General features: G+C 43.4%; 20 protein-coding genes. 15 read left to right on the forward strand and 5 right to left on the reverse strand.

All coding sequences use genetic code 11. The annotated features are described in order from the left end of the window. From L4C33_RS05875 to deoD, 8 genes are all read left to right on the forward strand, one after another. The coding region (locus L4C33_RS05875) for a peptide chain release factor 3 (protein ID WP_489686429.1) at window positions 1–631 on the forward strand (631 nt) is incomplete at its 5' end. A gap of 119 nt (window positions 632–750) precedes the next feature. Then, window positions 751–897 carry a DUF5363 family protein gene (locus L4C33_RS05880; protein ID WP_428811508.1) on the forward strand — a complete coding sequence of 49 codons (147 nt, stop codon included), beginning with the start codon at window positions 751–753 and terminating at the stop codon, window positions 895–897. 12 nt (window positions 898–909) lie between these two features. After that, the gene (locus L4C33_RS05885) at window positions 910–1,683 is read left to right on the forward strand and encodes a TatD family hydrolase (protein ID WP_428811509.1); all 774 of its coding nucleotides are present in this window, start codon (window positions 910–912) and stop codon (window positions 1,681–1,683) included. 204 nt (window positions 1,684–1,887) lie between these two features. Further along, window positions 1,888–3,150: a NupC/NupG family nucleoside CNT transporter gene (locus L4C33_RS05890; protein WP_428811510.1), complete on the forward strand. Its 1,263-nt coding sequence runs from the start codon at window positions 1,888–1,890 to the stop codon at window positions 3,148–3,150. Window positions 3,151–3,661: 511 nt separating this feature from the next. Further along, on the forward strand, window positions 3,662–4,438 hold the full coding sequence (deoC, locus tag L4C33_RS05895; RefSeq protein WP_428811511.1) for a deoxyribose-phosphate aldolase: 777 nt from the start codon (window positions 3,662–3,664) through the stop codon (window positions 4,436–4,438). 95 nt (window positions 4,439–4,533) lie between these two features. Next, the gene (gene deoA, locus L4C33_RS05900; RefSeq protein ID WP_428811512.1) at window positions 4,534–5,862 is read left to right on the forward strand and encodes a thymidine phosphorylase; all 1,329 of its coding nucleotides are present in this window, start codon (window positions 4,534–4,536) and stop codon (window positions 5,860–5,862) included. A 76-nt stretch (window positions 5,863–5,938) separates the two neighbouring features. After that, window positions 5,939–7,159 carry a phosphopentomutase gene (locus tag L4C33_RS05905; protein ID WP_428811513.1) on the forward strand — a complete coding sequence of 407 codons (1,221 nt, stop codon included), beginning with the start codon at window positions 5,939–5,941 and terminating at the stop codon, window positions 7,157–7,159. Window positions 7,160–7,226: 67 nt separating this feature from the next. Continuing rightward, window positions 7,227–7,946, forward strand: coding sequence for a purine-nucleoside phosphorylase (gene deoD / locus L4C33_RS05910; RefSeq protein WP_428811514.1), 720 nt, complete (start codon window positions 7,227–7,229; stop codon window positions 7,944–7,946). Window positions 7,947–8,046: 100 nt separating this feature from the next. Here deoD and L4C33_RS05915 read toward each other — a convergent pair whose 3' ends face one another. Beyond that, complete coding sequence (locus L4C33_RS05915) at window positions 8,047–8,661, reverse strand: YtjB family periplasmic protein (RefSeq protein WP_428811515.1); 615 nt, start codon at window positions 8,659–8,661, stop codon at window positions 8,047–8,049. 109 nt (window positions 8,662–8,770) lie between these two features. Here L4C33_RS05915 and serB point away from each other — a divergent pair, with 109 nt between their 5' ends. Next, a complete protein-coding gene (gene serB, locus L4C33_RS05920; RefSeq protein WP_428811516.1) occupies window positions 8,771–9,751 on the forward strand; it encodes a phosphoserine phosphatase in 981 nt (326 codons plus the stop codon). Window positions 9,752–9,867: 116 nt separating this feature from the next. On the opposite strand, the gene xseA is transcribed toward serB, so the two are convergent. Continuing rightward, window positions 9,868–11,208 carry an exodeoxyribonuclease VII large subunit gene (xseA, locus tag L4C33_RS05925; protein WP_428811517.1) on the reverse strand — a complete coding sequence of 447 codons (1,341 nt, stop codon included), beginning with the start codon at window positions 11,206–11,208 and terminating at the stop codon, window positions 9,868–9,870. Window positions 11,209–11,454: 246 nt separating this feature from the next. Between xseA and guaB the strand changes: the two genes are divergently transcribed. The 3 genes from guaB (at window position 11,455) to L4C33_RS05940 (ending at window position 16,638) form a co-directional block, all read left to right on the forward strand. Beyond that, a complete protein-coding gene (gene guaB / locus L4C33_RS05930) occupies window positions 11,455–12,918 on the forward strand; it encodes an IMP dehydrogenase (RefSeq protein WP_048669208.1) in 1,464 nt (487 codons plus the stop codon). A gap of 202 nt (window positions 12,919–13,120) precedes the next feature. Beyond that, window positions 13,121–14,674, forward strand: coding sequence for a glutamine-hydrolyzing GMP synthase (gene guaA / locus L4C33_RS05935; protein ID WP_428811518.1), 1,554 nt, complete (start codon window positions 13,121–13,123; stop codon window positions 14,672–14,674). Window positions 14,675–14,919: 245 nt separating this feature from the next. Next, complete coding sequence (locus L4C33_RS05940; RefSeq protein WP_428811519.1) at window positions 14,920–16,638, forward strand: chitinase; 1,719 nt, start codon at window positions 14,920–14,922, stop codon at window positions 16,636–16,638. Between the two features lie 118 nt (window positions 16,639–16,756). Here L4C33_RS05940 and L4C33_RS05945 read toward each other — a convergent pair whose 3' ends face one another. Further along, on the reverse strand, window positions 16,757–17,743 hold the full coding sequence (locus tag L4C33_RS05945) for an ABC transporter substrate-binding protein (RefSeq protein ID WP_428811520.1): 987 nt from the start codon (window positions 17,741–17,743) through the stop codon (window positions 16,757–16,759). Window positions 17,744–17,840: 97 nt separating this feature from the next. Between L4C33_RS05945 and L4C33_RS05950 the strand changes: the two genes are divergently transcribed. Continuing rightward, a complete protein-coding gene (locus tag L4C33_RS05950; protein WP_428811521.1) occupies window positions 17,841–19,775 on the forward strand; it encodes a sensor histidine kinase in 1,935 nt (644 codons plus the stop codon). A 37-nt stretch (window positions 19,776–19,812) separates the two neighbouring features. Here L4C33_RS05950 and L4C33_RS05955 read toward each other — a convergent pair whose 3' ends face one another. Further along, complete coding sequence (locus L4C33_RS05955) at window positions 19,813–21,357, reverse strand: DUF3369 domain-containing protein (RefSeq protein WP_428811522.1); 1,545 nt, start codon at window positions 21,355–21,357, stop codon at window positions 19,813–19,815. 211 nt (window positions 21,358–21,568) lie between these two features. On the opposite strand from L4C33_RS05955, the gene L4C33_RS05960 reads away from it, so the two are divergent. Beyond that, entirely contained in the window at window positions 21,569–23,101 is a 1,533-nt protein-coding gene (locus tag L4C33_RS05960) for a Na+/H+ antiporter NhaC family protein (protein ID WP_428811523.1), read from the forward strand. A gap of 209 nt (window positions 23,102–23,310) precedes the next feature. Next, window positions 23,311–23,907 carry an acetate uptake transporter gene (locus L4C33_RS05965; RefSeq protein ID WP_428811524.1) on the forward strand — a complete coding sequence of 199 codons (597 nt, stop codon included), beginning with the start codon at window positions 23,311–23,313 and terminating at the stop codon, window positions 23,905–23,907. Between the two features lie 119 nt (window positions 23,908–24,026). Here the strand turns inward: L4C33_RS05965 and L4C33_RS05970 are convergent, their stop codons facing one another. Continuing rightward, window positions 24,027–25,574, reverse strand: coding sequence for an alanine/glycine:cation symporter family protein (locus L4C33_RS05970; protein WP_428811525.1), 1,548 nt, complete (start codon window positions 25,572–25,574; stop codon window positions 24,027–24,029). Window positions 25,575–25,590: the final 16 nt, after the last annotated feature.

A 25,590-nucleotide genomic window follows, 5' to 3' on the forward strand; every position in this document is an offset into this window, starting at 1 on the left:
CATAAAAGTAACAGCATCAGAAATGCTTACGTTCTTACCTGTACGAACAGGTAAGAACGTAAGCATTTCTGATGCTGTTACTTTTATGGCGGGTGACCGTTCTCGCGCTGAGAAAGCGTATGCTGGCGACATCATTGGCCTACATAACCACGGTACTATCCAGATTGGTGATACCTTTACTCAAGGTGAAAGCCTGAAGTTCTCTGGTATTCCAAACTTTGCACCTGAGCTATTCCGTCGTATTCGTCTACGTGATCCTCTGAAGCAGAAGCAGCTACTAAAAGGTTTGGTTCAACTTTCAGAAGAAGGTGCGGTTCAAGTATTCCGTCCACTGCAAAATAATGATCTCATCGTTGGTGCGGTTGGTGTTCTTCAGTTCGACGTAGTTGTTGCTCGCTTGAAAGCGGAATACAACGTAGAAGCAATCTACGAAAGCGTGAACGTTGCTACGGCTCGTTGGGTTGAATGTGATGATGCTAAGAAGTTAGAAGAGTTCAAACGTAAGAGTCAGTCTAACCTTGCATTGGATGGCGGCGATAACCTGTCTTACATTGCTCCAACTATGGTGAATCTGAACTTAGCAGCAGAACGTTTCCCTGAAGTAGAGTTCCGAGCGACTCGCGAGCACTAATTCTTAACGTTGCTCTATTCGAGAATATTAAAAACGTCTATTGTTCAGCAATAGGCGTTTTTTTGTATCCTTATCTGTCGAATTTTCCCTAGTACTGTAAAGCAAAGGAGAGTATTTAAATGTTCAAGTGGTTTAAATCATGGTTAGAAAAATACGATCGTTGTTGTGAGCAATTAGGGTTAACACCTGAAAACAAACGTAGCTGTGTGCCATATCGTCCAGACCCCTCTCTAAATCCTGAAAGTAAAACAAAGTCAGAAATGTAGAGTAAGAATTACATGAAACTGTTTGATAGCCATTGCCACCTCGACTTTGATGTTTTTCCTAAAGGAGCTGAAGACTATATAGAGAAAGCAACTCAAGCTGGTGTGGAGAAGTTCTTCCTACCTTCAATTGGTCCAAAAAATTRGAAAGTAGTGAGTGAGATCGCTAAAGATCATCCTGACGTGTATTTTGGGTTGGGTTTCCACCCTTATTTCCTTAATGAYTATCGAATCGAGCAACTTGATGATCTTAAAGAGTGGATTGCAAGTTCACCTGAGCGCTGTGTGGCAATAGGTGAGTGCGGTCTCGACTTTTTTGTAGATGTTAAACGAGAGAAACAAGAGAACTTTTTCATCCAGCAAGTAGAGTTGGCGAAGGAGTTTGAACTGCCCTTAATTATTCATGAAAGAAAATCCCACAATCGCCTTATTCAAATTTTAAAGCAGGAAAAATTTACTTTTGGTGGTGTTATTCATGGCTTTTCGGGAAGTGAACAGCAAGCTTTGGAGTGGATCAAGCTTGGCTTCTATATTGGTGTAGGTGGAACCATCACATATCCAAGAGCGCAAAAAACACGCGCAACCATCGCAAAGTTACCTCTGGAATTCCTAGTTTTAGAAACTGACGCCCCAGACATGCCAGTGAATGGGAACCAAGGAAATGTTAACCATTCCAAACATTTAGTTACGATCTTAAATGAACTAAATTTGCTTAGAAAGGAATCAAAACAAACGATTGCGGAGCAAATTTGGCATAATTGCCATCACCTATTCGGTATATGTAAATAGAATCCAAAGTTTTTGTTTATCGTTTGCGTAATTTGCAGTGTTAGTGTGATTTGAGTCACATAGCTATGTGAATGCTACATGAATCTTATATAAAAGTGTGAGGGCGGCATTACTTTATTAGTGGTCGCATGAGTATAATTGCCTCCGCTTTATAGCTCCATTTTGTAACACGCCAATAAATAACTAATAAGGAAGTCATAAACTATGAGCCTGTTTATGAGCCTAGTCGGCATGGTTGTACTAATTGCAATCGCAGTACTACTATCTGACAACCGCAAAGCTATTAACTTAAGAACAGTGGGTGGCGCTTTCGCTATCCAATTCGCACTTGGTGCATTCGTACTATACATCCCTTGGGGTCGTGATTTGCTTGCAGGTTTCTCTGCTGGTGTAGCAAACGTAATCGACTATGGTAAAGACGGTACTGGTTTCCTATTCGGCAGCCTAGTTAACTTCTCAGTTGACGGTATTGGTTTCATCTTTGCATTCCAAGTTCTACCAACTCTAATCTTCTTCTCTGCACTTATCTCTGTACTTTACTACATTGGTATCATGCAGTGGGTTATCAAGATTCTTGGTGGCGGCCTTCAGAAAGCTTTAGGTACTTCACGTGCCGAGTCTATGTCTGCTGCAGCAAACATCTTTGTTGGTCAAACGGAAGCTCCTCTAGTTGTTCGTCCATTTGTTCCTAAAATGACTAACTCAGAGCTATTCGCAGTAATGTGTGGTGGTCTAGCATCTGTTGCTGGTGGTGTACTAGCGGGTTACGCATCTATGGGTGTACCTCTAGAATACCTAGTTGCAGCATCATTCATGGCTGCTCCTGGTGGTCTACTGTTTGCTAAAATCATCAAGCCTGAAACTGAAGAAGCTCGTGACGATATCGCTGACGATATGGACGGCGGCGACGACAAACCAGCTAACGTTATCGACGCAGCTGCTGGTGGTGCTTCTGTAGGTCTTCAACTTGCTCTAAACGTTGGTGCAATGCTTCTAGCATTCATCGGTCTAATCGCTCTTATTAACGGTATCCTAGGTGGCGTTGGCGGTTGGTTCGGTATGGACAACCTAACTCTAGAACTTCTTCTAGGTTGGATCTTTGCTCCACTAGCATTCGTTATCGGTGTTCCATGGGAAGAAGCAACTATTGCTGGTTCTTTCATTGGTCAGAAGACAGTTGTTAACGAATTCGTTGCATACCTAAACTTCGTACCTTACATCGGTGAGAACGCTCAAATCGTTGAAGCGACTGGCCAAGTAATGTCTGTTAAGACTCAAGCAATTATCTCGTTCGCTCTATGTGGTTTCGCAAACCTTTCTTCTATTGCGATTCTACTAGGTGGTCTAGGTGGTCTAGCTCCAAGCCGTCGTCACGACATCGCTCGTATGGGTGTTAAAGCGGTTATTGCTGGTACTCTATCTAACCTGATGGCAGCGACAATTGCTGGCTTCTTCCTATCTTTCTAATCAGTAAGATTTAGAATATATAGACGCCACTATAATATCGCCCCGTAGCAAGAAATTGCTGCGGGGCTTTTTTATTTTTGGGCCTAGTATTTTTGAGCGTGAGCTTGAATACGATGTTGGGTCTAGAATGTTTTTTTGAGATACAAACCGTTTGCGTTCTAAGGAGCACTACAAATTATTCTTGGATACCTATAATGTATATGCTTAAGAGATAGGATGTCTCTATTGGCAAGAAAGTAACCGCTTGGACTTATTCAAAGGTTATTCTTCTGGGATTAAGCCAAACTTAGCGATACGCTATAAACGTTAGACACAACATGACTGATTTGTTGTGCCATAGACCAAACTGGTACTGTGCGGTGACAAGGATTGCAATTGGTAGCGAAAGTTATCAAGTCTTCAGGGAACCAAGTCCGTTCATTTGTGACTACTGAGCATGACCAAAATATCCATCTATACTGGATGGAGGGCTAAGTAGTTAACTATTTGAATATATTGATCGGAGATAGAAATGAGCGATTTAAAAGCAGCAGCTCTACGTGCACTTAAACTTATGGACCTAACTACGCTAAATGATGACGATACTACTGAGAAAGTAGTGGCGCTTTGTCATGATGCGAAGACTGCAGTTGGCAACACAGCTGCAATCTGTATTTACCCTCGCTTTATCCCAGCAGCTAAGAAAGCCCTGCGTGAGCAAGGTACTCCAGAAGTACGCATTGCGACTGTAACTAACTTCCCTCATGGTAATGACGACATCGAAATTGCTGTAGCTGAAACAAAAGCAGCAGTTGCGTACGGTGCGGATGAAGTTGATGTGGTATTCCCATACCGCGCTCTTATTGCAGGTAATGAAGAAGTAGGCTTTGAACTAGTAAAACAGTGTAAAGCTGCTTGTGGCGATATCACGCTTAAAGTGATCATCGAGACAGGCGAACTTAAAGAAGAAGCGCTTATCAAGAAAGCTTCTCAAATCTGTATCGAAGCGGGTGCAGACTTCATCAAAACTTCAACTGGTAAAGTGCCAGTAAACGCGACTCCTGAGTTCGCACGCATGATGCTTGAAGTTATTCGTGACATGGGCGTTGCTAAAACAGTTGGTTTTAAACCTGCTGGTGGTGTGCGTACAGCTGAAGATGCTGCACTATACCTAGCAATGGCTGATGAGCTATTAGGTGCTGAGTGGGCAGATAACATGMACTACCGTTTTGGTGCTTCAAGCTTACTGACTAACCTTCTTAATACATTAGAAGTGACAGACCAAACTGCAGATCCTGCAGCATACTAATTCTTAAACCGTCTGTTTGATGGAGTGGCGTTACGCCACTCCATATTACCTCTTTATCCTACAAACCATACTCAATCCGAGTTTGGGAGGCACTAATGTATCTACCTCAAGAAATTATTCGCAGAAAACGTGATGGCGAAGTCCTAACAGCTGAAGAAATTAACTTCTTCATTCAAGGCGTGGCTAAAAACACGGTTTCTGAAGGCCAAATTGCAGCATTTGCAATGGCTATCTTTTTTAATGAAATGACGATGCCAGAACGAATTGCATTAACGTGTGCAATGCGTGATTCAGGCATGGTGATTGACTGGAGCCACATGAATTTTGATGGCCCAATCGTCGATAAACACTCTACTGGCGGTGTTGGTGATGTTACTTCTCTAATGCTTGGCCCAATGGTGGCAGCATGTGGTGGTTTCGTTCCAATGATCTCAGGTCGTGGTTTAGGCCACACTGGCGGTACGCTAGACAAGCTTGAATCTATCCCWGGTTACAACATTACTCCAACCAATGAAGTGTTTGGTGATGTAACCAAAGATGCGGGTGTAGCAATTATCGGTCAAACGGGCGATCTAGCGCCTGCAGATAAGCGTGTTTACGCAACTCGTGATATCACAGCAACTGTTGATAACATTTCATTGATCACCGCTTCAATTCTGTCTAAGAAATTGGCTGCTGGTCTAGACTCTCTAGTGATGGATGTAAAAGTAGGTTCTGGCGCATTTATGCCAACTTACGAAGCATCGGAAGAGTTAGCTAAATCTATCGTTGCAGTAGCAAACGGTGCTGGCACTAAAACAACAGCAATCTTAACGGACATGAACCAAGTTCTGGCTTCTTCAGCGGGTAACGCAGTGGAAGTACGTGAAGCGGTTCAATTCTTAACGGGCGAATACCGTAACCCACGTTTGTTAGAAATCACTCTAGCATCGTGTGCTGAAATGTTGGTTCTGGGTAACCTTGCAAAAGATTCTGATGAAGCTCGTGAAAAACTGATGGCAGTACTGGATAACGGTAAAGCCGCTGAGTGTTTCGGTAAGATGGTTGCAGGCCTTGGTGGCCCAGCAGACTTCGTAGCAAACTACGATGACTACCTAGAAAAAGCAGAAATTATTAAGCCAGTGTACGCGTTAGAAAGCGGTGTAGTATCAGCAATGGATACTCGTGCAATTGGTATGGCTGTGGTTGGTATGGGCGGTGGTCGCCGAGTAGCAACAGACAGTATTGATTACGCAGTAGGTTTTGATCGCTTCATTCGTTTAGGCGAAGTTGCAAGTCATGATAAACCGTTAGCAATGATCCATGCTCGCAATGAACAACAGTGGCAAGAAGCTGCAACAGCACTACAAAGTGCAATCACTGTGGGCGGAGAATATACAGCAACGCCAGATGTTTACCGTCAGATTCGTTCTGAAGACGTGTAAATAATAAAGGTCCGCATACATAGTGTGTGCGGATCAATTAGATCCTGGTGCAAAGAGCAATAAGTTGGTGAAGAAAATGAAAAGAGCATTTATTTTAGTTTTAGATTCATTCGGTATTGGCGAAACAGCGGATGCAGATAAGTTTGGTGATGTAGGTTCTGACACAATGGGCCACATTGCAGATCATTGTGACAAAGGTCTTGCAGATAATGCAGATCGTAAAGGCCCACTGACGCTACCAAACCTGTCTAAGCTAGGCTTAGCTATGGCACACAAAGAGTCTACAGGTCGCTTTGCTCCAGGTATGGATGCTGACGCTGAAATCATCGGTGCTTACGGTCACGCTGCTGAGTTGTCTTCTGGTAAAGACACGCCATCAGGTCACTGGGAGATCGCTGGTGTACCGGTATTGTTTGACTGGGGCTACTTCACCGACAAAGAGAACAGCTTTCCAAAAGAGCTGACTGACCGCATTCTTGAGCGTGCGGGTTTGTCTGGTTTCTTGGGTAACTGCCACTCATCAGGCACTGAAATCCTAGATAACCTAGGTGAAGAACACATGAAGACTGGCCTACCAATCTTCTACACTTCTGCAGACTCTGTTTTCCAAATCGCTTGTCACGAAGAGACATTCGGCCTGCAAAACCTATTAGACCTTTGTCAGATTGCTCGTGAAGAGTTAGAAGACTACAACATCGGCCGTGTTATCGCTCGTCCGTTCATTGGCCCTGGTAAAGGTCAATTCGAACGTACAGGTAACCGACGTGACCTTTCTGTTGAGCCGCCAGCGGCAACTGTTCTTCAGAAACTTGTTGATGAGAAGGGCGGTAACGTTCACTCAATCGGTAAGATCTCTGACATCTATGCGGGTTGTGGTATCACTCAGAAAACTAAAGCAACAGGTATCCCTGCGCTATTTGAAGCAACCAAAGAAGCGATCAATGAAGCGGGCGACAATACTATTGTGTTTACTAACTTCGTTGATTTCGACTCAGCTTACGGTCACCGCCGTGATGTTGCAGGTTACGCAGCTGCGCTTGAGTATTTCGATGGCCGCATCAATGAAGTCATCGATATGATGAAAGAAGATGATGTACTTATCCTAACCGCTGATCATGGCTGTGATCCAACATGGCCAGGTACAGATCATACTCGTGAGCATATCCCTGTGATTGTTTACGGTAAAAAGGTTCCAGCTGGTTCTTTAGGCCGTCGTGATACTTTCGCCGATATCGGTCAAAGCTTAGCGTCTTACTTTGGCACATCGCCAATGGGACATGGTACAAGCTTTTTATAATTGCTAGTGAATAAAGAGAGGGTGACCTCTCTTTTCTTTTTATGTTTTGAGATTAAGGATATTTTCAATGGCTACTCCACATATTAATGCTGAAATGGGTGATTTCGCTGACGTAGTTCTAATGCCAGGCGACCCGCTGCGTGCTAAATACATTGCTGAAACCTTCTTAGAAGAAGTGGTTCAAGTGTGCGACGTTCGCAACATGTTTGGTTACACTGGTACTTACAAAGGTCGTAAGGTTTCGGTAATGGGACATGGTATGGGCATTCCATCTTGTTCTATTTATGCGACTGAGCTGATCAAAGACTTTGGTGTGAAAAAGATCATTCGTGTCGGCAGTTGTGGTGCAGTGAGCGAAGATATTAAAGTGCGTGATGTGGTTATCGGAATGGGCGCGTGTACCGATTCAAAAGTGAACCGTATTCGCTTTAAAGGCCATGACTTCGCGGCTATYGCTGACTACAAAATGGTGCGTGCGGCAGAGGATGCAGCCAAAGCTCGCGGTGTAGACGTAAAAGTCGGCAACCTGTTCTCTGCTGAGTTGTTCTACACGCCAGATCCTGAAATGTTCGAAGTAATGGACAAGTATGGCATTGTTGGCGTAGAGATGGAAGCGGCAGGCATCTATGGTGTGTGTGCTGAGTACGGCGCGAAAGCACTAACTATCTGTACTGTCTCAGATCATATCAAAACTGGTGAGCAAACCACATCAGATGAACGTCAAACCACCTTCAATGACATGATGGTGATTGCACTCGATTCTGTTCTTCTTGGTGATGACGAGTAATTTCTAACTAATCCAGAATTTTAAAAGCCCCCCACAGTTGCCTGAACTGTGGGGGGCTTTTTTATGAATATTATCATGTGCGCTACTTATTCATGAGCCACTAAGAGCTCGCTTTTTTAAGTAATAAGTTTTCACCAGATTTACTTTTTTTGCGTCTGACCGTCAGTAGCATGAATAGCACACCACTCACAAAGCCCATAACTACCATACCAATCATATAACGATCACTCTTTCGGTAGTGGTGATCTGAAATTGCGGTTACACGGCCCGTTTCAAAAGTTATGCGAATGAAGCCGATAATGACGTTTTCAGGGGAGTAAATTGGTTCAACAAGCTGCTGTTTACCAATGCGAGCAGTCGCGAGAGGCTGATCTAATCCGAGTACTTCTCTAACCGTAAGCGCTTTCTCACTTGATGCTAAACGAATACCTTCAGCATTATAGATCGTTGTATCGAATACCAATCTATCTTGAGCAAGTTGGTTGGTGAGATCCAGTAGCTTATCTTGCTCTTGTTGAGTGAGCATTTTACTTGCTGACATTGCCGCCTGTGAGATAAGCACCTTAGTTAAGGTCTCTAATTGCTTTGCTTGTATTTTTTCGTTGCCTTTACTGATCACGACTGTATTTTTGATTGTTACTACTAACATTACTGCTAATAAAATAAGCGCCAAAATACGCAGTGCATTGCGTAACGAAAACAGTGATTCATTCATGATTCATCAGACCTGAAATAAACAAAAGTTATGATTAAGACATATTGAGACTTGCGCCTTTTAATTGCAATAGGTTAACGTTTAGCTAGGTTAATTAGGAATTATAAACATGGAAGCGCACAAACAATTGCCAATTAAAAAGCATACATCCTTGGTGACTCGGTTACCTGAAACTCGATTTGCGAGCCAGTTAGCAAAAGCGAAAGCGAACTGGATTGTCTTCGGCGAGTATCTTTCACCGCAGCACTTTGATGATATCGACTTCTTTACGGGCGAATACAATAAAGTATTAGATACGTGGAAAGTTGGCCATTATGAGGTTGCCCTCATGTCAGGCAATTTAACCTCTGCTCATGAAGAAATATTACAAGGGCTTGGTTTAGACTACGCAAGCTTAAGTGAAGTACCAGATCTTTCAAAGCCGGGTCTGATCGTGATGGATATGGACTCGACCGCTATCAAAATAGAGTGTATTGATGAAATCGCTAAGCTGGCAGGTGTTGGAGAGCAGGTTTCAGAAGTGACAGAGCGAGCAATGCAAGGTGAGCTCGATTTCGAACAAAGTTTACGTCAACGTGTCGGTGCTTTGAAGGATGCCGACGAGTCTATTCTTGAGCAAGTTCGTAGTACTCTTCCATTCATGCCAGACTTAAGAGAACTTGTGAATACTCTTAATGCACTTGGTTGGAAAACAGCGATTGCTTCTGGTGGGTTCACTTATTTCTCAGATTATTTGAAAGATACGTTGGGTCTTGATCACGCACAGTCAAATACGCTTGAAATCATAGATGGTAAGTTAACAGGCAACGTTCTGGGTGATGTCGTTTCAGCGCAAACTAAAGCTGACATCTTAATTGAGCTTGCTGACCAATATGAGGTAGAAGTACATAACACGGTTGCGGTTGGTGATGGCGCTAATGATTTAGTGATGATGGGTGCTGCTGGGCTCGGTATTGCGTATCACGCGAAACCAAAAGTCGAAGAGCAGGCGCAAGCTGCGGTTCGTTATTCTGGATTAGGTGGTGTGCTGTGTATTCTTTCTGGCGTGCTAGCTAAGCAGCAGAAAGTGAGTTGGAAAACTAAGCCATAAAACGCTTTCGTATCGTTTTAGTAGAGCCTATTGAAGACTGATAAACAATAGAATTGCTATAAAAAAAAACCCATATTCGATGACTCGATGTGGGGGCTTTTTATTGAGTTTATTTATTACTGGTTTTGCGCTGATACATTAGTGACGGTCGATTGAATCGTACCATCCTCTACCTGTGTCACTAGCGTCTTACCGACCTCTACAGCTTTTATAGAAGAGACGGTTTGACCTTCTGAGTGAGTAATTGTGTAACCACGTTTAAGCGTCGCCAATGGGCTCACTGTATCCAGTTTTTCTGCTGCCATTGCTAATTGGTGGCGAGCAGTTAGCAGCTTTCTATCCATAGCATCCAATAGCTTTTGCTCTGAGCGTTGCAGCTTTAACTTCTGCTCACCTAGTCGGACACTTGGTGAATGTAACTGAAGCTGATGCTGTTTACGTTCGATATATTGAGTTCGAGTCGCTATGTAATGCTGCATACCTCTGCGTAGCCTAAGCTCTAATTCATCTAGTTGTTGGCTCTGAGTTTGCAGTTGGTAGCTAGGGTGTTGCTTTTCTAAACGGTGTTTCAGAATTTGAGTTTGTCGCTGTTGTTGCAATAGGTAGTGGCGAATTGCACTCTGTAAACGAGCCTTTTTAGCGGTAAAAGCTTGTGCTTTGTGGCTATTGTCTCGGCTCACTAGTTCCGCTGCTGCTGATGGTGTCGCAGCGCGTACATCAGCAACAAAGTCTGCGATTGTCACATCAACTTCATGACCAACAGCGCTAATAATCGGGATCTGACTTGCAGCAATAGTACGTGCGACGATCTCATTGTTAAAGCACCATAGATCTTCTAATGAGCCACCACCACGGCCGACAATTAACACATCACATTCGTTACGTTCGTTTGCGCGGCCAATTGCCTGGGCTATTTGAATTGCGGCTTCTTCTCCTTGAACCATTGTTGGATAGACAACAACGGGTAGGGAAGGGTCACGGCGTTTCAGCACATCCAAGACATCAAATAGAGCAGCACCTGTTTTGGAAGTAATGATACCGACTTGCTTAGGGTGCTCTGGTAAGGCTTGTTTACTGGTTTGTGCGAACAGACCTTCAGCTGCCAAATTAATTTTGAGCTTTTCAAACTCTTGCTGAAGTCGACCGTCACCTTCGGGTTGCATGCTGTCGATTATTAGCTGGTAGTCGCCACGTGGTTCATATAAAGACAAGCGGGCTTTAACCAGAACTTGGTTGCCATTTTGAGGTTTGAACGTGACACGGCGGTTATTGCCACGAAACATGGCGCACTTAACTTGGGYACGGGAATCTTTAAGGGTGAGGTACCAGTGACCAGAGACAGGTGCAGAGAAATTTGAGATCTCACCAACGAGCCAGACGATACCCATTTCATTTTCAAGAAGGAGACGAACCTCTGAATTGAGGCGAGAAACAGTAAATATGTTTGGATTGGTCATAGAAGCGCTATCTTTCTTTGAAGGAAGGTCTTTCGTTCATAATCTCACTGGGCGTGAGTATGGAAGATAGCGGCAATATAATACATAGCAAGGGGGTAAATGCAAATTAAAAGTACAAAAATGTGTAGCCAAGCGATTTCGCCGTGCGTATAATCCGTCTGCAATATCAAATCCAAATCACTTTATTATGCGAAACGATAAAGTTGGGTTTACTCCTTTTAACACCTTTGTTGTGAGATATTGCAAATGCTACGAATCGCAAAAGAAGCTTTAACTTTTGATGACGTTTTACTCGTCCCAGCACACTCAACCGTTCTTCCGAACACAGCTGATCTTCGCACTCAGTTAACGAAAAACATTTCTTTAAACATCCCAATGATCTCTGCATCGATGGATACTGTTACGGAAGCGCGCCTAGCAATTGCCCTTGCGCAAGAAGGTGGCATTGGCTTTATTCATAAGAATATGTCAATCGAGCAGCAAGCTGAAATGGTTCGCCAGGTTAAAATTTACGAAGCAGGTGTGGTTTCTCACCCTGTTACTGTAAACCCTGACGCGACAATCGCTGATGTTGTAGCCCTAACTGAAAAACACGGCTTTGCCGGTTTCCCTGTTGTTACTGAAACAAACGAATTGGTGGGTATTATTACTGGCCGTGATGTTCGCTTTGTTACTGACCTTTCTAAGAAAGTTGATGTAGTAATGACGCCTAAAGCTCGCCTTGCTTCTGTTAAAGAAGGTGCAACTCGTGAAGAAGTTCAAGAGAAAATGCATGAAGCGCGTGTTGAAAAAGTTCTTGTTGTAAATGATGACTTCCAACTTACTGGAATGATCACAGCAAAAGATTTCCACAAAGCAGAACGTAAACCAAACGCTTGTAAAGATGAGCGCGGCAGCCTACGTGTAGGTGCAGCTGTTGGTGCTGGTGCTGGTAACGAAGAGCGCGTTGCTGCTCTTGTTGAAGCTGGCGTAGACGTTCTACTTATCGACTCTTCACACGGTCACTCTGAAGGCGTACTTAACCGCATCCGAGAAACTCGCGCTGCATACCCTGATCTACAAATCATCGGTGGTAACGTAGCAACAGGCGCTGGCGCTCGTGCTCTTATCGAAGCGGGTGTAAGTGCGGTTAAAGTTGGTATCGGCCCTGGTTCTATCTGTACTACTCGTATCGTTACTGGCGTTGGTGTTCCTCAGGTAACAGCAATCGCAGACGCAGCTGAAGTGGCTAACGAATACGGTATTCCAGTAATCGCAGATGGCGGTATCCGCTTCTCTGGTGATATCTGTAAAGCTATCGTTGCTGGCGCATCATGTGTGATGGTTGGTTCAATGTTCGCTGGTACTGAAGAAGCACCGGGTGAAGTTATCCTTTATAACGGTCGTTCTTATAAGTCTTACCGTGGTATGGGTTCTCTTGGCGCTATGTCTCAAGGTTCTTCTGACCGTTACTTCCAATCTGACAACGCTGCAGACAAGCTTGTTCCAGAAGGTATTGAAGGTCGTATCGCATACAAAGGTCGTCTAAAAGAGATCGTTCACCAACAGATGGGCGGTTTACGCTCAAGCATGGGCCTAACGGGTTCTGCAACTGTTGAAGATATGCGTACTAAAGCTGAGTTTGTTCGTATCTCTGGTGCGGGCATGAAAGAATCTCACGTACACGATGTTCAAATCACTAAAGAAGCACCTAACTACCGTTTAGGTTAATAATACGTCCAAACGTTTGAATAATGTGCTGATTGAGTCGGCACATTATTTTATCTAAAGCCTGTTTTGTTTAGAGAGTGATTCTCACAAAACATCGCCTTATAGATAACCTACGAAAACGTTTGCTTTATTTCTTGAAGAGTTAATCAGAGGTGAGTAAACTCGCCTCCGTTTTATCACATAGCCAATAAGACTACTTACAATGACTAAAAATATTCATGACCAACGTATTCTAATTCTGGACTTCGGTTCTCAATACACACAGCTAGTAGCTCGTCGTATTCGTGAGATCGGTGTTTACTGTGAACTTTGGAGCTGGGACGTAGAAGAAGCGGATATTCGTGAATTCAACCCAGATGGCATCATCCTATCTGGTGGCCCTGAAAGTGTAACGGAAGATAATTCTCCACGTGCACCTCAGTACGTATTTGATTCTGGTGTTCCTGTATTTGGTATCTGCTACGGCATGCAAACTATGGCTGAGCAACTTGGCGGTAAAGTAGCAACGTCTACTGAGCGCGAGTTCGGCTACGCAGCGGTACAAGTGACTGGCGAATCAGCACTTTTCGCTGACCTTGAGTCTACTCAAGATGTTTGGATGAGCCACGGTGATAAAGTGGTTGAGATCCCTGCTGATTTCACAAAGATCGCTGAAACAGACACTTGCCCATACGCAGCAATGGCAAACGAAGAGAAGAAGTACTACGGCGTACAATTCCACCCAGAAGTAACACACACTAAAAACGGCCTAAAAATGCTTGAGAACTTCGTTCTTAACGCATGTGGTTGTGAAGGTTTGTGGACTTCAGCTTCTATCATTGAAGATGCAGTTGCACGTATTAAAGAACAAGTAGGTGACGACGAAGTTATCCTTGGCCTTTCTGGTGGTGTTGATTCATCTGTAGTTGCGATGCTTGCTCACCGCGCTATCGGCGACAAACTAACATGTGTATTCGTTGATAACGGTTTACTTCGTTTAAACGAAGCTGAGCAAGTAATGGAAATGTTCGGCAACAAGTTTGGCCTTAACATCATTAAAGTTGATGCGGAAGATCGTTTCCTTAACGCTCTGGAAGGCGAAGCTGAACCAGAAGCGAAGCGTAAGATCATCGGTCACGTGTTCGTAGATATCTTCGACGAAGAGTCTAAGAAACTGAAGAATGCAAAATGGCTTGCTCAGGGTACTATCTACCCAGACGTAATCGAGTCTGCAGCATCTAAGACTGGTAAAGCACACGTAATCAAATCTCACCACAACGTTGGTGGTCTTCCTGATGATATGGAAATGGGCCTTGTTGAGCCTCTACGTGAGCTATTTAAAGATGAAGTACGTAAGATCGGTCTAGAGCTTGGTCTTCCATACAATATGCTTTACCGCCACCCATTCCCGGGTCCAGGTCTAGGTGTTCGTGTACTTGGCGAAGTGAAGAAAGAGTACTGTGATTTACTGCGTCGTGCTGATGCTATCTTCATTGAAGAGCTTCATGCTGCTGATCTTTACCACAAAGTATCTCAAGCATTCACGGTATTCCTACCAGTGCGTTCAGTTGGCGTAATGGGCGATGGCCGTAAGTACGATTGGGTTGTATCTCTACGTGCAGTAGAAACTATCGACTTCATGACTGCTCACTGGGCACACCTACCATACGACTTCCTAGGTAAGGTATCTAACCGAATCATCAACGAAGTTAACGGCATTTCACGTGTTGTTTACGATATTTCTGGTAAGCCGCCAGCAACTATCGAGTGGGAATAAGCTACAACTTCAATATGAAATCGTGCTAGTAACATAGTCGAATATTAAAAGCCTCAAACTTCGTTTGGGGCTTTTTTGTTATTTGGATCGAGGGTATACTTCTACTGTTGATGTTTGTTGTTGTTTTATAAAATAAATATAGTTCCGTCGCATTTATTCGCTGTAGAACTGTGTTGCGCTGTCTTCATTATTCAGACCTATCTACTCTCTTATTGACTTATTAAGGATAAATAAGAGAACCCTATATGTTTAAAACCAAATATTTAACTGTGGCACTAGGATGCGCTTTAGCAGCTAGTAGCGTGACTTCTATAAGTGCTAATGCCGCTATGAACATCCAGCCTGACCCACAGAACCCAACTGGTTACCTTGTTTCAAGAGCGGAACTACAAGCTGCAGAGCAAGCTAAGACTTCTGATCCCATGTATGCGATTTGGTCACAAGCCTTACAAACCCGTTCGAACACGATAGTAGAAGCTATCGTACCTGGAGCTGCTTCAAACCCAGATAACGTAAAACGTGTTGAGCGCGTCTTCCCTCAATCTGAATGGGACTTCTTAACTCAGATGGCTGCGCCTGAGTACACTTACACTCGATTCTTACGAGCGATTGGTAAGTTCCCCGCATTCTGTGGAGAGTACACCGATGGACGTGACTCAGACGCGATTTGTAAGAAATCTATCATCACAGCCTTTGCGCACTTCTCTCAAGAAACTGGCGGTCATATTGCGATAGATAATACGTCTGATAACCCATTAGCTCTTGAAGAGTGGCAGCAAGCTCTTGTTCACGTTCGTGAAATGGGTTGGTCTGAAGGGCAAGAAGGGTACACCACTGGATGTGGTCAAAATGATTGGCAAAATGCTCGCTGGCCATGTGCTGCTGGGCAAGGTTATTTTGGACGTGGTGCTAAACAGCTTTCTTATCATTTCAATTATGGCGCTTTCTCTGAAGTAATGTTCGATGGTGATGCAACCGTATTACTGAATAACCCAGGTTTAGTCGCAGACTCTTGGTTGAATTTAGCTTCTGCTATTTGGTTTTTCTTAACGCCTCAAGCACCTAAGCCTGCCATGTTGCATGTTATTGACCGTACATGGAGCCCATCACAACGTGAAACCGATGCTGGTATTGGCTACGGCTTTGGTACAACCATTAACGTAATTAATGGCGGTATTGAATGTGGTGAGCAGAATAAGACGAAAGGTCAACCTGTTAACCGTATTCGTTACTGGGAAGGACTTGCTGCTCATTACCAAATCCCAGTTGAAGCGGATGAGAAAAATACCTGCTGGCAGCAAACACCTTATGGAAGCTTAAACTTAAACGGCGCAACGGATGTGCTTTACACAAACTGGGATGGTAACTGGAAATACTACGCTGACCGCCCAGAGGGATACTCGTTTGAATGTGAATTAGTGGGTTTCCAAACGGCTTATTCAGCTTTAGTTCCTGGAGATTATGAAAAGTGTGTCACGAACTTTTATGGCTCTCATGCGAGTTGGCCTGAAGTGAAAGTGGTAGATAAATTGGACCCGATAGATCCAGGAACCAACCCTGGTGGTAATGGCTGGGATGCCAATAAGGTATATAACACTGGCGATCAAGTGACGCTTAGTGGTGCAACTTATGAGGCGCAGTGGTGGACTCAAGGTGGTGATCCTACCGCTGGTGGCCCATGGAAGCTTGTTGCGGGTGAACCTGTTCCTCCTGTATCTCCTGATCCAACACCGGTAGAACCTCCAGTAACAGAGCCACCTGTGACTGAACCGCCGGTTGTCGTAGAACCACCTGTAGTTGTTGATCCTGTCAACTTTATCACTTGGGAACCGGGGGTAAGTCAGGTGAGTAATGGTGATAAAGTGACTTTTAACGGTAAATGTTTTGTTGCCAAAAATGGTCCGGGTGTCTGGGATTCTCCCGCGCAATCTAAYTGGTTCTGGGACGAAATTAGCTGCCAATAAACTGAGTGAGGTGCTTTTAGGCTATCATAATTGATAGCCTACCAACTAACCTCAAACGAACTAATTAAACTTTAAATAGAAAAGGAGTGGATTGTTCACTCCTTTTCTAATTGTCTTACTAAGGTGCAACGCTTTCAGAGAGCGCTTGCCAGTCTTTAGGTGGGTTAATACCCCAGCGGTTCATTTCATATGGGCTGTATGTTGCTTTACCTTGTTTTCCTATATAAATGGGAATTAAGTTGGTGTCTTTTCCCTGAAATATTTGTTCAACCATTTTGCCTGCCGCAACCCCCTGGCTTCGCCCAAATAAAACAACACCTCCAGCTGCTTTTCCTTTTCCTATCGAAAAATCCCAAAAGCCAAACAATGGCACTGGTGAATTTTGGTTCGTCCAGGACATCACTACATCGGCGCTGATATTGTTATTTTTCTGGTCGGTTAAGGTGTGATAAAGCCCAATAACAATCTCAGTATATCCATCTTCATGAGCCCTGCTGATTAGGGACTGCCATTGGTTAAATGTTTCAACATTGATGATATCAACCTCGGTATTTAGGTTACTTCTGACGGTTTGGTATTGCTGTGAGATAAATTTATTCGCAATTTTTGAGGTGGTACCTGAATCAAAAAGAACCAAAATTTTTGATTTCTCTGAAGGGCTTAGCTGAGTTATTTCGCTGATGGTTTTGATAAGCAGGGGTTGCTCTAACACACCAGTAATCTTGGCTTGCCCTTGATAGCGTGCAAGGAGCTTTCTTGGGTTGGAGTTAATACCTAAAAAAATAATGCTGACTGGTTCGTCATATAAAAAGGGCAGCATGTACTTAAGCGCGTTGTCGTCACCTAATACAACGATATCGGGTYTACTCTTTAGGTACATCTGAAAGGCAGAGGCTGCCATTCCCGCAAATTCATGTTCAGGAATACGTTTGGTGTTCATTTGAAAGGTTTCGATTTGATGAGATGGATCTATCGTCGTCACTAGCCCTTCTACGTAGTCCCTATCCCAAGGGTACTCTGAGTGATAGCTTTCAATGACCAGCACTTTTCCTGCCTGGGTCGAAAGGCTGAATAGAGTGATGAAGATCGTAAGAAATATTCTCATAGTGAATAATTTTACTTAAGTAATGTGGTTTAAGTGTAGTCAAGCTATTCGCTTCTATACTGATCAGTAGGCGGAAATAGGTAAAGGATCTTAAGGAATGAGTCGAACTAAAGAGTTTGAAGACAGTGATAGCAATCCTATCTATAGCCGAATAGGACGCCGAATTATTTTGATCATGGTGCTATTGAGCGGCATGGTGACCTTACTTGGAACTGCGGTACAGCTTTATTGGGATTACGACCGAGAATTCGACAGTGTAGAGCAGAGGCAGCAAGAGTTAAAATCGGTACATGCTGAGTTATTGGCAGCTTCTTTATGGAGCTATGACCTAGTTTCACTACAGCAGAAATTAGAAGGTCTCGTTAATTTACCCAAGGTGAATTATTTAGAAATACGTTCTGGTACCTATACCTTTTCAGCGGGAGAAAAAGTTGAAAACTACCCGATTTACGAGCAGTTTGATTTGAACTACSAAGCTCAGATTGACGATGAAGTTGAGCTCTTGGGTACGTTACACATGGAGTCGAACGGGGAAGAGATCTATACCTACCTTATTCGTCAATTTTTAATTACCTTAGCCATTAATACAATAAAGACCACGATCGTTTGTTATTTGATCTTGATGGTTTTTCATAAGAGCGTTAACCGACGGCTATTCTCTGTTGCGGCTTATCTACGTAAATATAATCCTCGGCATCCCAGCAAACCGCTAACACTGAGCTATCACCCTTGGGTGATGGAGAAAGAGGATGAACTCAATTGGTTAGCCGATGAAACCAATAAAATCACGTCTAATATTAGCCTGCTGTATAACAACATTCGCTTTGAACAAGAACGTTTTGCTGACTTCGCCGGCGTGTCTTCGGACTGGCTATGGGAAACGGATGAGATAGGGCGTTTTGTTTTTGTTTCGGAATCGATGCAAAAAACGCTAAACATTGAGATTACCGACAAACCATTTGTGAAACACATCGAAAAATTAGGCAGTGCACACGAGCTACTCGCATTGCTAAGCCGAGAGTCAGATTTCTCAATGTGTGAGGTGATCATTGAGTCTGATTCGGGTCGACGTTTTATGTTCTTTCAAGCAATGAGAGTCGTCAAAGAAGAGAAATTTAAGGGGTTCAGAGGCAGTTCTATCGATGTCACAGCCTTGAAGCAAGCTCAGTTGGGCTTAGAGGACCTAAACCAAACCTTAGAGCAGAAAGTGACAGAGCGAACGATCGACCTAGAACAAAGTATGCAGCGGTTAGAAGAAGCACAAGGGCAGTTGATCGAATCTGAAAAATTAGCTGCGTTAGGTGGATTAGTTGCAGGTGTTGCTCATGAAGTGAATACGCCGCTGGGGATCGCTGTCACCGCTTCGTCTTTGATTAAAGATGCCTGTGCTGAACTTAATCAGTCTTTCTCTTCACAAACGCTCACTAGTAAGCAGTTTTCTGAAATTATGGAGCAAATGGATCAGGCAAGTCTCTTACTTGAGGATAACTTGAATCGAGGGGCTAAATTGATCCGAGACTTCAAGCAAACCGCAGTGGATCAAGTTTCTGAAAGCCGTAGCCAGTTTAATATTGGCCAAACTCTTAATGCCTTAACCGCAAGTCTGCACCCTGAAACTCGCAAGGTCCCAGTTACACCGGTTATAGAGGGCGATCAAAGTCTAACGATGAACAGCTTACCTGGCGTATTGACACAGGTGGTATCCAACTTGATCTTAAACAGCGTAAACCATGCTTTTGCAGAGCAATCGTCAGCTCAAATACAGCTGACTTTTAAAGAGGAGGGCGAGCAAATCGTATTTGAGTATCGGGACAATGGTTGTGGTGTAGAGAAGGAGTTGCATCAGAAAATTTTCGAACCTTTCTTTACCAGTAAGCGCGGCAGTGGAGGTTCGGGGTTAGGGCTGAATTTAGTGTTTAATTTAATCAACCAAAAGCTCTCAGGCCAACTTAATTTCGATTCAGAAATAGGCGAAGGCGTTGTCTTTAGGTTCACCTTGCCAAAACAGTTGCCACAGGAACTAGGCGAATAAATTCGACTTTAAGAAGCTTACTTTCCGAGAGTTTACGTTAGTCGGGGTGCTCTTCTCTGATTTGGATAAATTCATCCCAATAGGTGATTAGAAGGTCAACGAGCTTAGGTTCGAAGTGTTTGCCTTTCTGTGCAATAAGCTCATTGCGAATATCGTCGTCAGACCAAGGTTGTTTGTAGCTACGTTTTGAGCCTAGCGCATCGAATACATCGGCAAGAGCGGTGATTCGACCGCAGATTGGAATTTCAACTTGGCTTAGCTGCGCTGGGTAACCAGTACCATCCCACTTTTCATGGTGATACTGAGCTATCTCTTTAGCTACTGAAATCAACTTGCGCTTTGACTGGCTGAGAATATCGACACCGTATTCGACATGCTTTTGCATAATTGCCCATTCATCGGCATCTAATTTCCCCGGCTTATGCAAAATACTATCGGGGATAGCCACTTTACCCACATCRTGTAGCGGTGAGGCATGCTTAATCATTTGTACTTCATGGTTTGGTAAACCATAGAGTAAAGCGAGCTTTTCACTAAACAAAGAGACCCGTTGTACGTGTGCGCCTGTTTCTTTACTTCTCGCTTCTACAGCATTCGCTAGGTTATAAACCAGTTCTTTTGAGGTTTCACGTAAATCGACCAACAGATTTAAGTTTTCAAATGTGAGGCCAATATTGTGCATGTAAATTTCAAGTAACTGCTTATCGAGTTCACTAAGTTCACTAATTATTTTTATGTATAGCAGGCTGTCGACACCAGCGTCATCTGTCATATGAAAGACGTATGCATCTGGGTAGCTCTGGCTGCGCTGTTGATTCAAAACGTATTGGCATCGCTCTGCGACTTCTTCTGGCAGGACATTGAAGCGACATTCAGAGTAAGAGTTAACGTATTCCCCTGTAGCTGCTAATGTCAGGGCTCGTGATTCTTCACCATCAGGCCTTGGACGAACCAAGCAATAAAAGGCCGAAGCATCAAGTTGTATTAGTGAGGTCAGTTGGCTAAGCACCGATGAGGCGTAATCTTTGAGTGTGGTGGTGTTTTGGACATTCGCAGAAGCCTTAATGACTTTACTTAACCCTTCTTTTTGGACTTCAATGGTAGTGAGATCTCGGTAGGCTCTTAACATCGAGTAGAGTAGTGTTTTTAATTTTTGAGTGGTTAATTCTGTCTTCTCTTTATAGTCGTCTATCTCATACTCTTGTATTACTAGATCTTCAGGTGCCTGTCCTGCTTGCCCGGTTCGTAACACAAGGCGAATTTTTGAGTTCTTAAGTTCTTCTCGAATGTACTTTACGACGTCTAGTCCCGCGTGCTCATCTTCCATAACCACGTCAACTAAGGCCAGTGCTATATCGTTATGCTGCACTAAGAGCTCTTTTGCTTCAGCACCTGAGTAAGCAGAAATAATATCGAGCGCCTTCCCTTGAAAATGGAAGTTAGATAAAGCGAGTTTAGTGATTTGATGCATTTGTTCATCGTCGTCGATCAATAGCACTTTCCAAGACAATTTTTCTTTCGTTGCCTCTGTTGGTGATATAGGAGAGGGCGAAGGCTCTCTGTGATCGGCAAATAAGTCCATACACTTCTCGGCTTAAAGTTTGATAGTTCTCCTATAGGTTTAGCATATTTCATCAATATTCCTATCTAATGCATGCTGAATTGTTAGGTGAAATTGAGAGGTTGATAAGCAAAACTCCATTTAAAGAATAAAGTTCTGTACATGTGCTTTTAATGAATATATATTCACAAAATAAAGCTAATTATGTTTACTTTTGGATTGTGGTGTACCGATGGAACAGACAGATATAACCTCCCTAATACCTATTTTTGTTACTCTCGTATTATCGCTTACGACGCGTAATGTTGTGATTGGACTATTCGCTGGCGTGTTGAGCGGCGTTGCTATGCTAACTGGGCTATTTAGTGAACTTAACCCACTAGACACCTTTGGCGCGATGGTGAAGGGCTACTTAGTTCCTCAATTAACTGATAGCTATAATGCTGGCGTGATAATGTTGCTTGTTTTCATTGGTGGCTTTGTTGCGTTAATGGAGAAGTCGGGTGGCGGAATCGCTTTTGCGTTAAAAGTCACAACCTGGGTGAAAAGTAAATGCCAGGCTCAGCTATCCTCTTGGTTTGGTGGGATTATTATTTTCTTCTCTGATCTCGGTACTCCTCTGATTGTTGGCCCTGTTTTCCGCCCTTTATTTGATAAGTTAAAAATTTCAAGACAGAAACTGGCATTCATTATTGATTCAACCTCTTCGCCGGTCGCTATTCTCATCCCTTTCATTGGGTGGGGTGTCTATATCATGGGCTTGATTCAAAAAGAGTTTATCGCGTTAAGTGTTGATATGTCGGATTGGGAAGCGTTCATTGGCGCAATACCATTTCAACTTTATGCTTTCTTAGCCATTTTTATTGTCCCACTAGTCTCTATTAAGAAGCTAGATTTTGGACCAATGGCAAAAGCAGAGAGGGATGCAAAAGCGGGTATCGTTTCTGGTGCGGTAAGCGATTCACTAAAACCTTTCACGCATAAAAATGCAAAATCTTCTTTTGTTTGGGCTCCGTTATTGGTTATGGGGATTGTCTTGTGCGCAATGCTCGTGCCACAAGGGTTTCCTTTTCAGAAAGTTGCCGGTTCAACGTTTAGGGCTGCTTTATCTTCAGCGTATTTCTTTGCGGCTATCACACTTGTCTCTTTAATGGCTTTTTACGGAGTGAGAAAGTTATCGGATGGAATCTCTGTTTACCTGAAAGGTATGGGCAACATGATGCCAGTTGCGATTATTCTTGTGTTGGCATGGGCACTAAGTACCGTAGGTAAAGAGCTAGGAGCTGCTGCTTATATTGCAGAGCAAGCGCAAAGTGGTTTCCCTTATTGGTTAGTGCCTGCTGTCGCTTTCTTATTGGCTGGTGTTATTTCTTTCGCGACGGGTTCTTCATGGGGTACTTTTGCCATTATGATGCCTTTGGTTATTCCAACTGCTGTGGCTATTGATGCTCCTTTATTGGTCGCAATAGGCGCTGTGCTTTCGGGGGGTCTATTTGGTGACCATTGCTCTCCAATTTCAGAAACAACAATTTTATCTTCAACTGGCGCAGGTTGTGACCAATACGAACACTTTAAAACACAATTGCCTTATGCGTTGATGAACGGTGCGATTGCATTAATGTGCTTTGTTATTGCGGGTATTACAGCGAGTGCTTTGGTTGTGGTTTTTGCTTTGTTTGTGCAAACCGTCGCCGTCATTGGCTTATCAAAGTTAGATGCAAAAAAATCTTCAGCATCAAACGTATTTGAAAACGCAGAAGCTTGATACACAAAATAACAATACTCTAAGCTACTCAGTATTTTTCATGTGAATTAATAAGAGGCCCATTGAGGCCTCTTTTTTATGGGTGATCATTTTCACAATATTAGTTTTCGATTTACCTGTTTTTTATTTGTCACTTTATATATTAAAATTTTCTTACAATTTTTATCGGTTTTTTTGATAACCAATCACTTATGTAAGGTAAATTCGCAATGTCGACCAAACTAGCAAACCCTGCGCCACTTGGCCTAATGGGCTTCGGTATGACTACCATTCTTTTAAATATCCACAACGCTGGCTTTTTCCCTATTGATTCAATGATTCTGGCTATGGGTATTTTCTATGGTGGTTTGAGCCAAGTGCTTGTTGGCATGATGTGCTTTAAGCGTGGTGATACTTTTGGTACGACGGCATTCACGTCTTACGGTCTGTTTTGGTTAACTTTAGTTGGCCTAATTGTTATGCCATACATGGGTTTACCAGCAAGCCCTGCTAGCTTCATGGGTTGGTACCTTTTGTTATGGGGCATCTTCACTGGTTTCATGTTCATTGGTTCACTATGTTACCCAGTGGCTAAGCAAATCGTATTTGGCTCTCTAACTATTCTATTTTTCTTACTTGCAGCTCGTGATTTTACTGGTAGTGAACTTATTGGAACCATCGCTGGTTTTGAAGGTATTTTCTGTGGCGCTTCTGCTATCTATTTTGCAATGGCACAGGTTATTAATAACGAGTACGGCCGTACAGTTTTACCTATCGGTGACAAGCAAGTTCAACCTCAGGTTGCAACACAAGAAATTGCCGCTTAATTGTTGTAAGTGGTTTGCGCTTTAAATTGAGCGTGGGAACGGGAATAGAAAAAGGGTTAGCGAATGCTAACCCTTTTTATTTTTAACGCTTTAACTTTCAGTTGTTCACCTGCCTATGATTAGGCTGATGGCTGCTCAACTGGTTTAGTTTGACTAAGTTCCTCTTCAGGCGCTTTTCCAGTCTTACGTTTGTATTTTTCTTCCCAGTAAGTTGCACCTTTAATGCCAAGTTTTACAGGGTTAAATGTGAACTCAGTGACACCAGCACGTTGCTGTTCTTCGTAGTCGTGAAGTGCTTTGATAGCAGGTTTAGACATAAAGAAGATGATAAGAATACCAACAATGTTCAACCATGCCATTAGACCAACACCAACATCACCCATTGCCCATGCTAAGTTCGCTGTTTTCACTGTTCCGTAGAAAACGGCTGCAATTAGAACGGCTTTTAGAATAAACATCATGCCAGGGATTTTAATTGTACGACGCAAGTATGCGATGTTCGTTTCTGCGATGTAGTAGTAAGCAAGAATTGTAGTAAATGCAAAGAAGAACAGAGCAAAGGCAATAAATGGTTTACCTACGCCTGGTAGTGCACTTTCAATCGCCATTTGCGTAAACACAGGGCCATTCGCACCGATGTTTTCTGCTAAGTTCTGCACAAGGAATACACCTTCTGCGCCACCGTGTACGTTGTAAGCACCAGTAATGATGATCATGAACGCTGTAGCAGAACAAACTAGAAGTGTATCAATGTAGATAGAGAACGCTTGTACCAAACCTTGTTGAGCAGGGTGATCAACACTTGCAGCAGCAGCTGCGTGAGGACCTGTACCTTGACCCGCTTCGTTTGAGTAAACACCACGTTTAACACCCCAACCAATTGCAGCACCAAAGCCAGCCATAGGTGTGAATGCATCGCTAATGATCATAGAGAAAACAGCAGGAACTTGACCGATGTTTAGCAGGATGATTACGAACGCAACAATGATGTAAGCCAATGCCATAAATGGAACAACGATTTGCGTGAAGTTCGCAATACGTTTAACGCCACCGAATATGATGAAAGCAAGAATTACTGCGACAACCGTACCAGTGAAAATTTTGGCAAAACTAAAGGTACCGATAGCGGTTTCGATCATGTCACCAGAGCCGAAAGCAGCTTCTACAGCATTACCGATGCTGTTTGATTGCACGCCTGGAAGCAAAATACCACAAGCAAAAATTGTCGCGATAGCAAAGATCCATGCGTACCATTTTTGACCCATAGCTTTTTCAATGTAGTAAGCCGGACCACCACGGAATTGACCTTCGTCTTCCTCTTTATAGATTTGAGCCAGTGTTGATTCTGCGTACGCTGTTGCTGCACCGAAGAAGGCTACTACCCACATCCAGAAAACTGCACCTGGGCCACCAAAACCGATAGCGGCTGCAACGCCCGCAATGTTACCAGTACCTACACGTCCAGAAAGCGAAACGGCTAACGCTTGGAAAGATGAGATACCTTTAGTAGAGCTTTTACCTGATAGAAGCAAACGCCACATTTCAAAGAAATGACGAATTTGCACAAATCGGGTCATTACGGAGTAGAACAAACCTGCGCCTAAGCACAAATAAATCAGTACTGGACTCCATATAATTCCATTCAAAAAATCAACGAATGACTGCATGAGTATTTTCCCTGTT

This window comes from Vibrio makurazakiensis, assembly GCF_050337375.1.
In the GTDB taxonomy this organism is placed as follows: domain Bacteria; phylum Pseudomonadota; class Gammaproteobacteria; order Enterobacterales; family Vibrionaceae; genus Vibrio; species Vibrio makurazakiensis.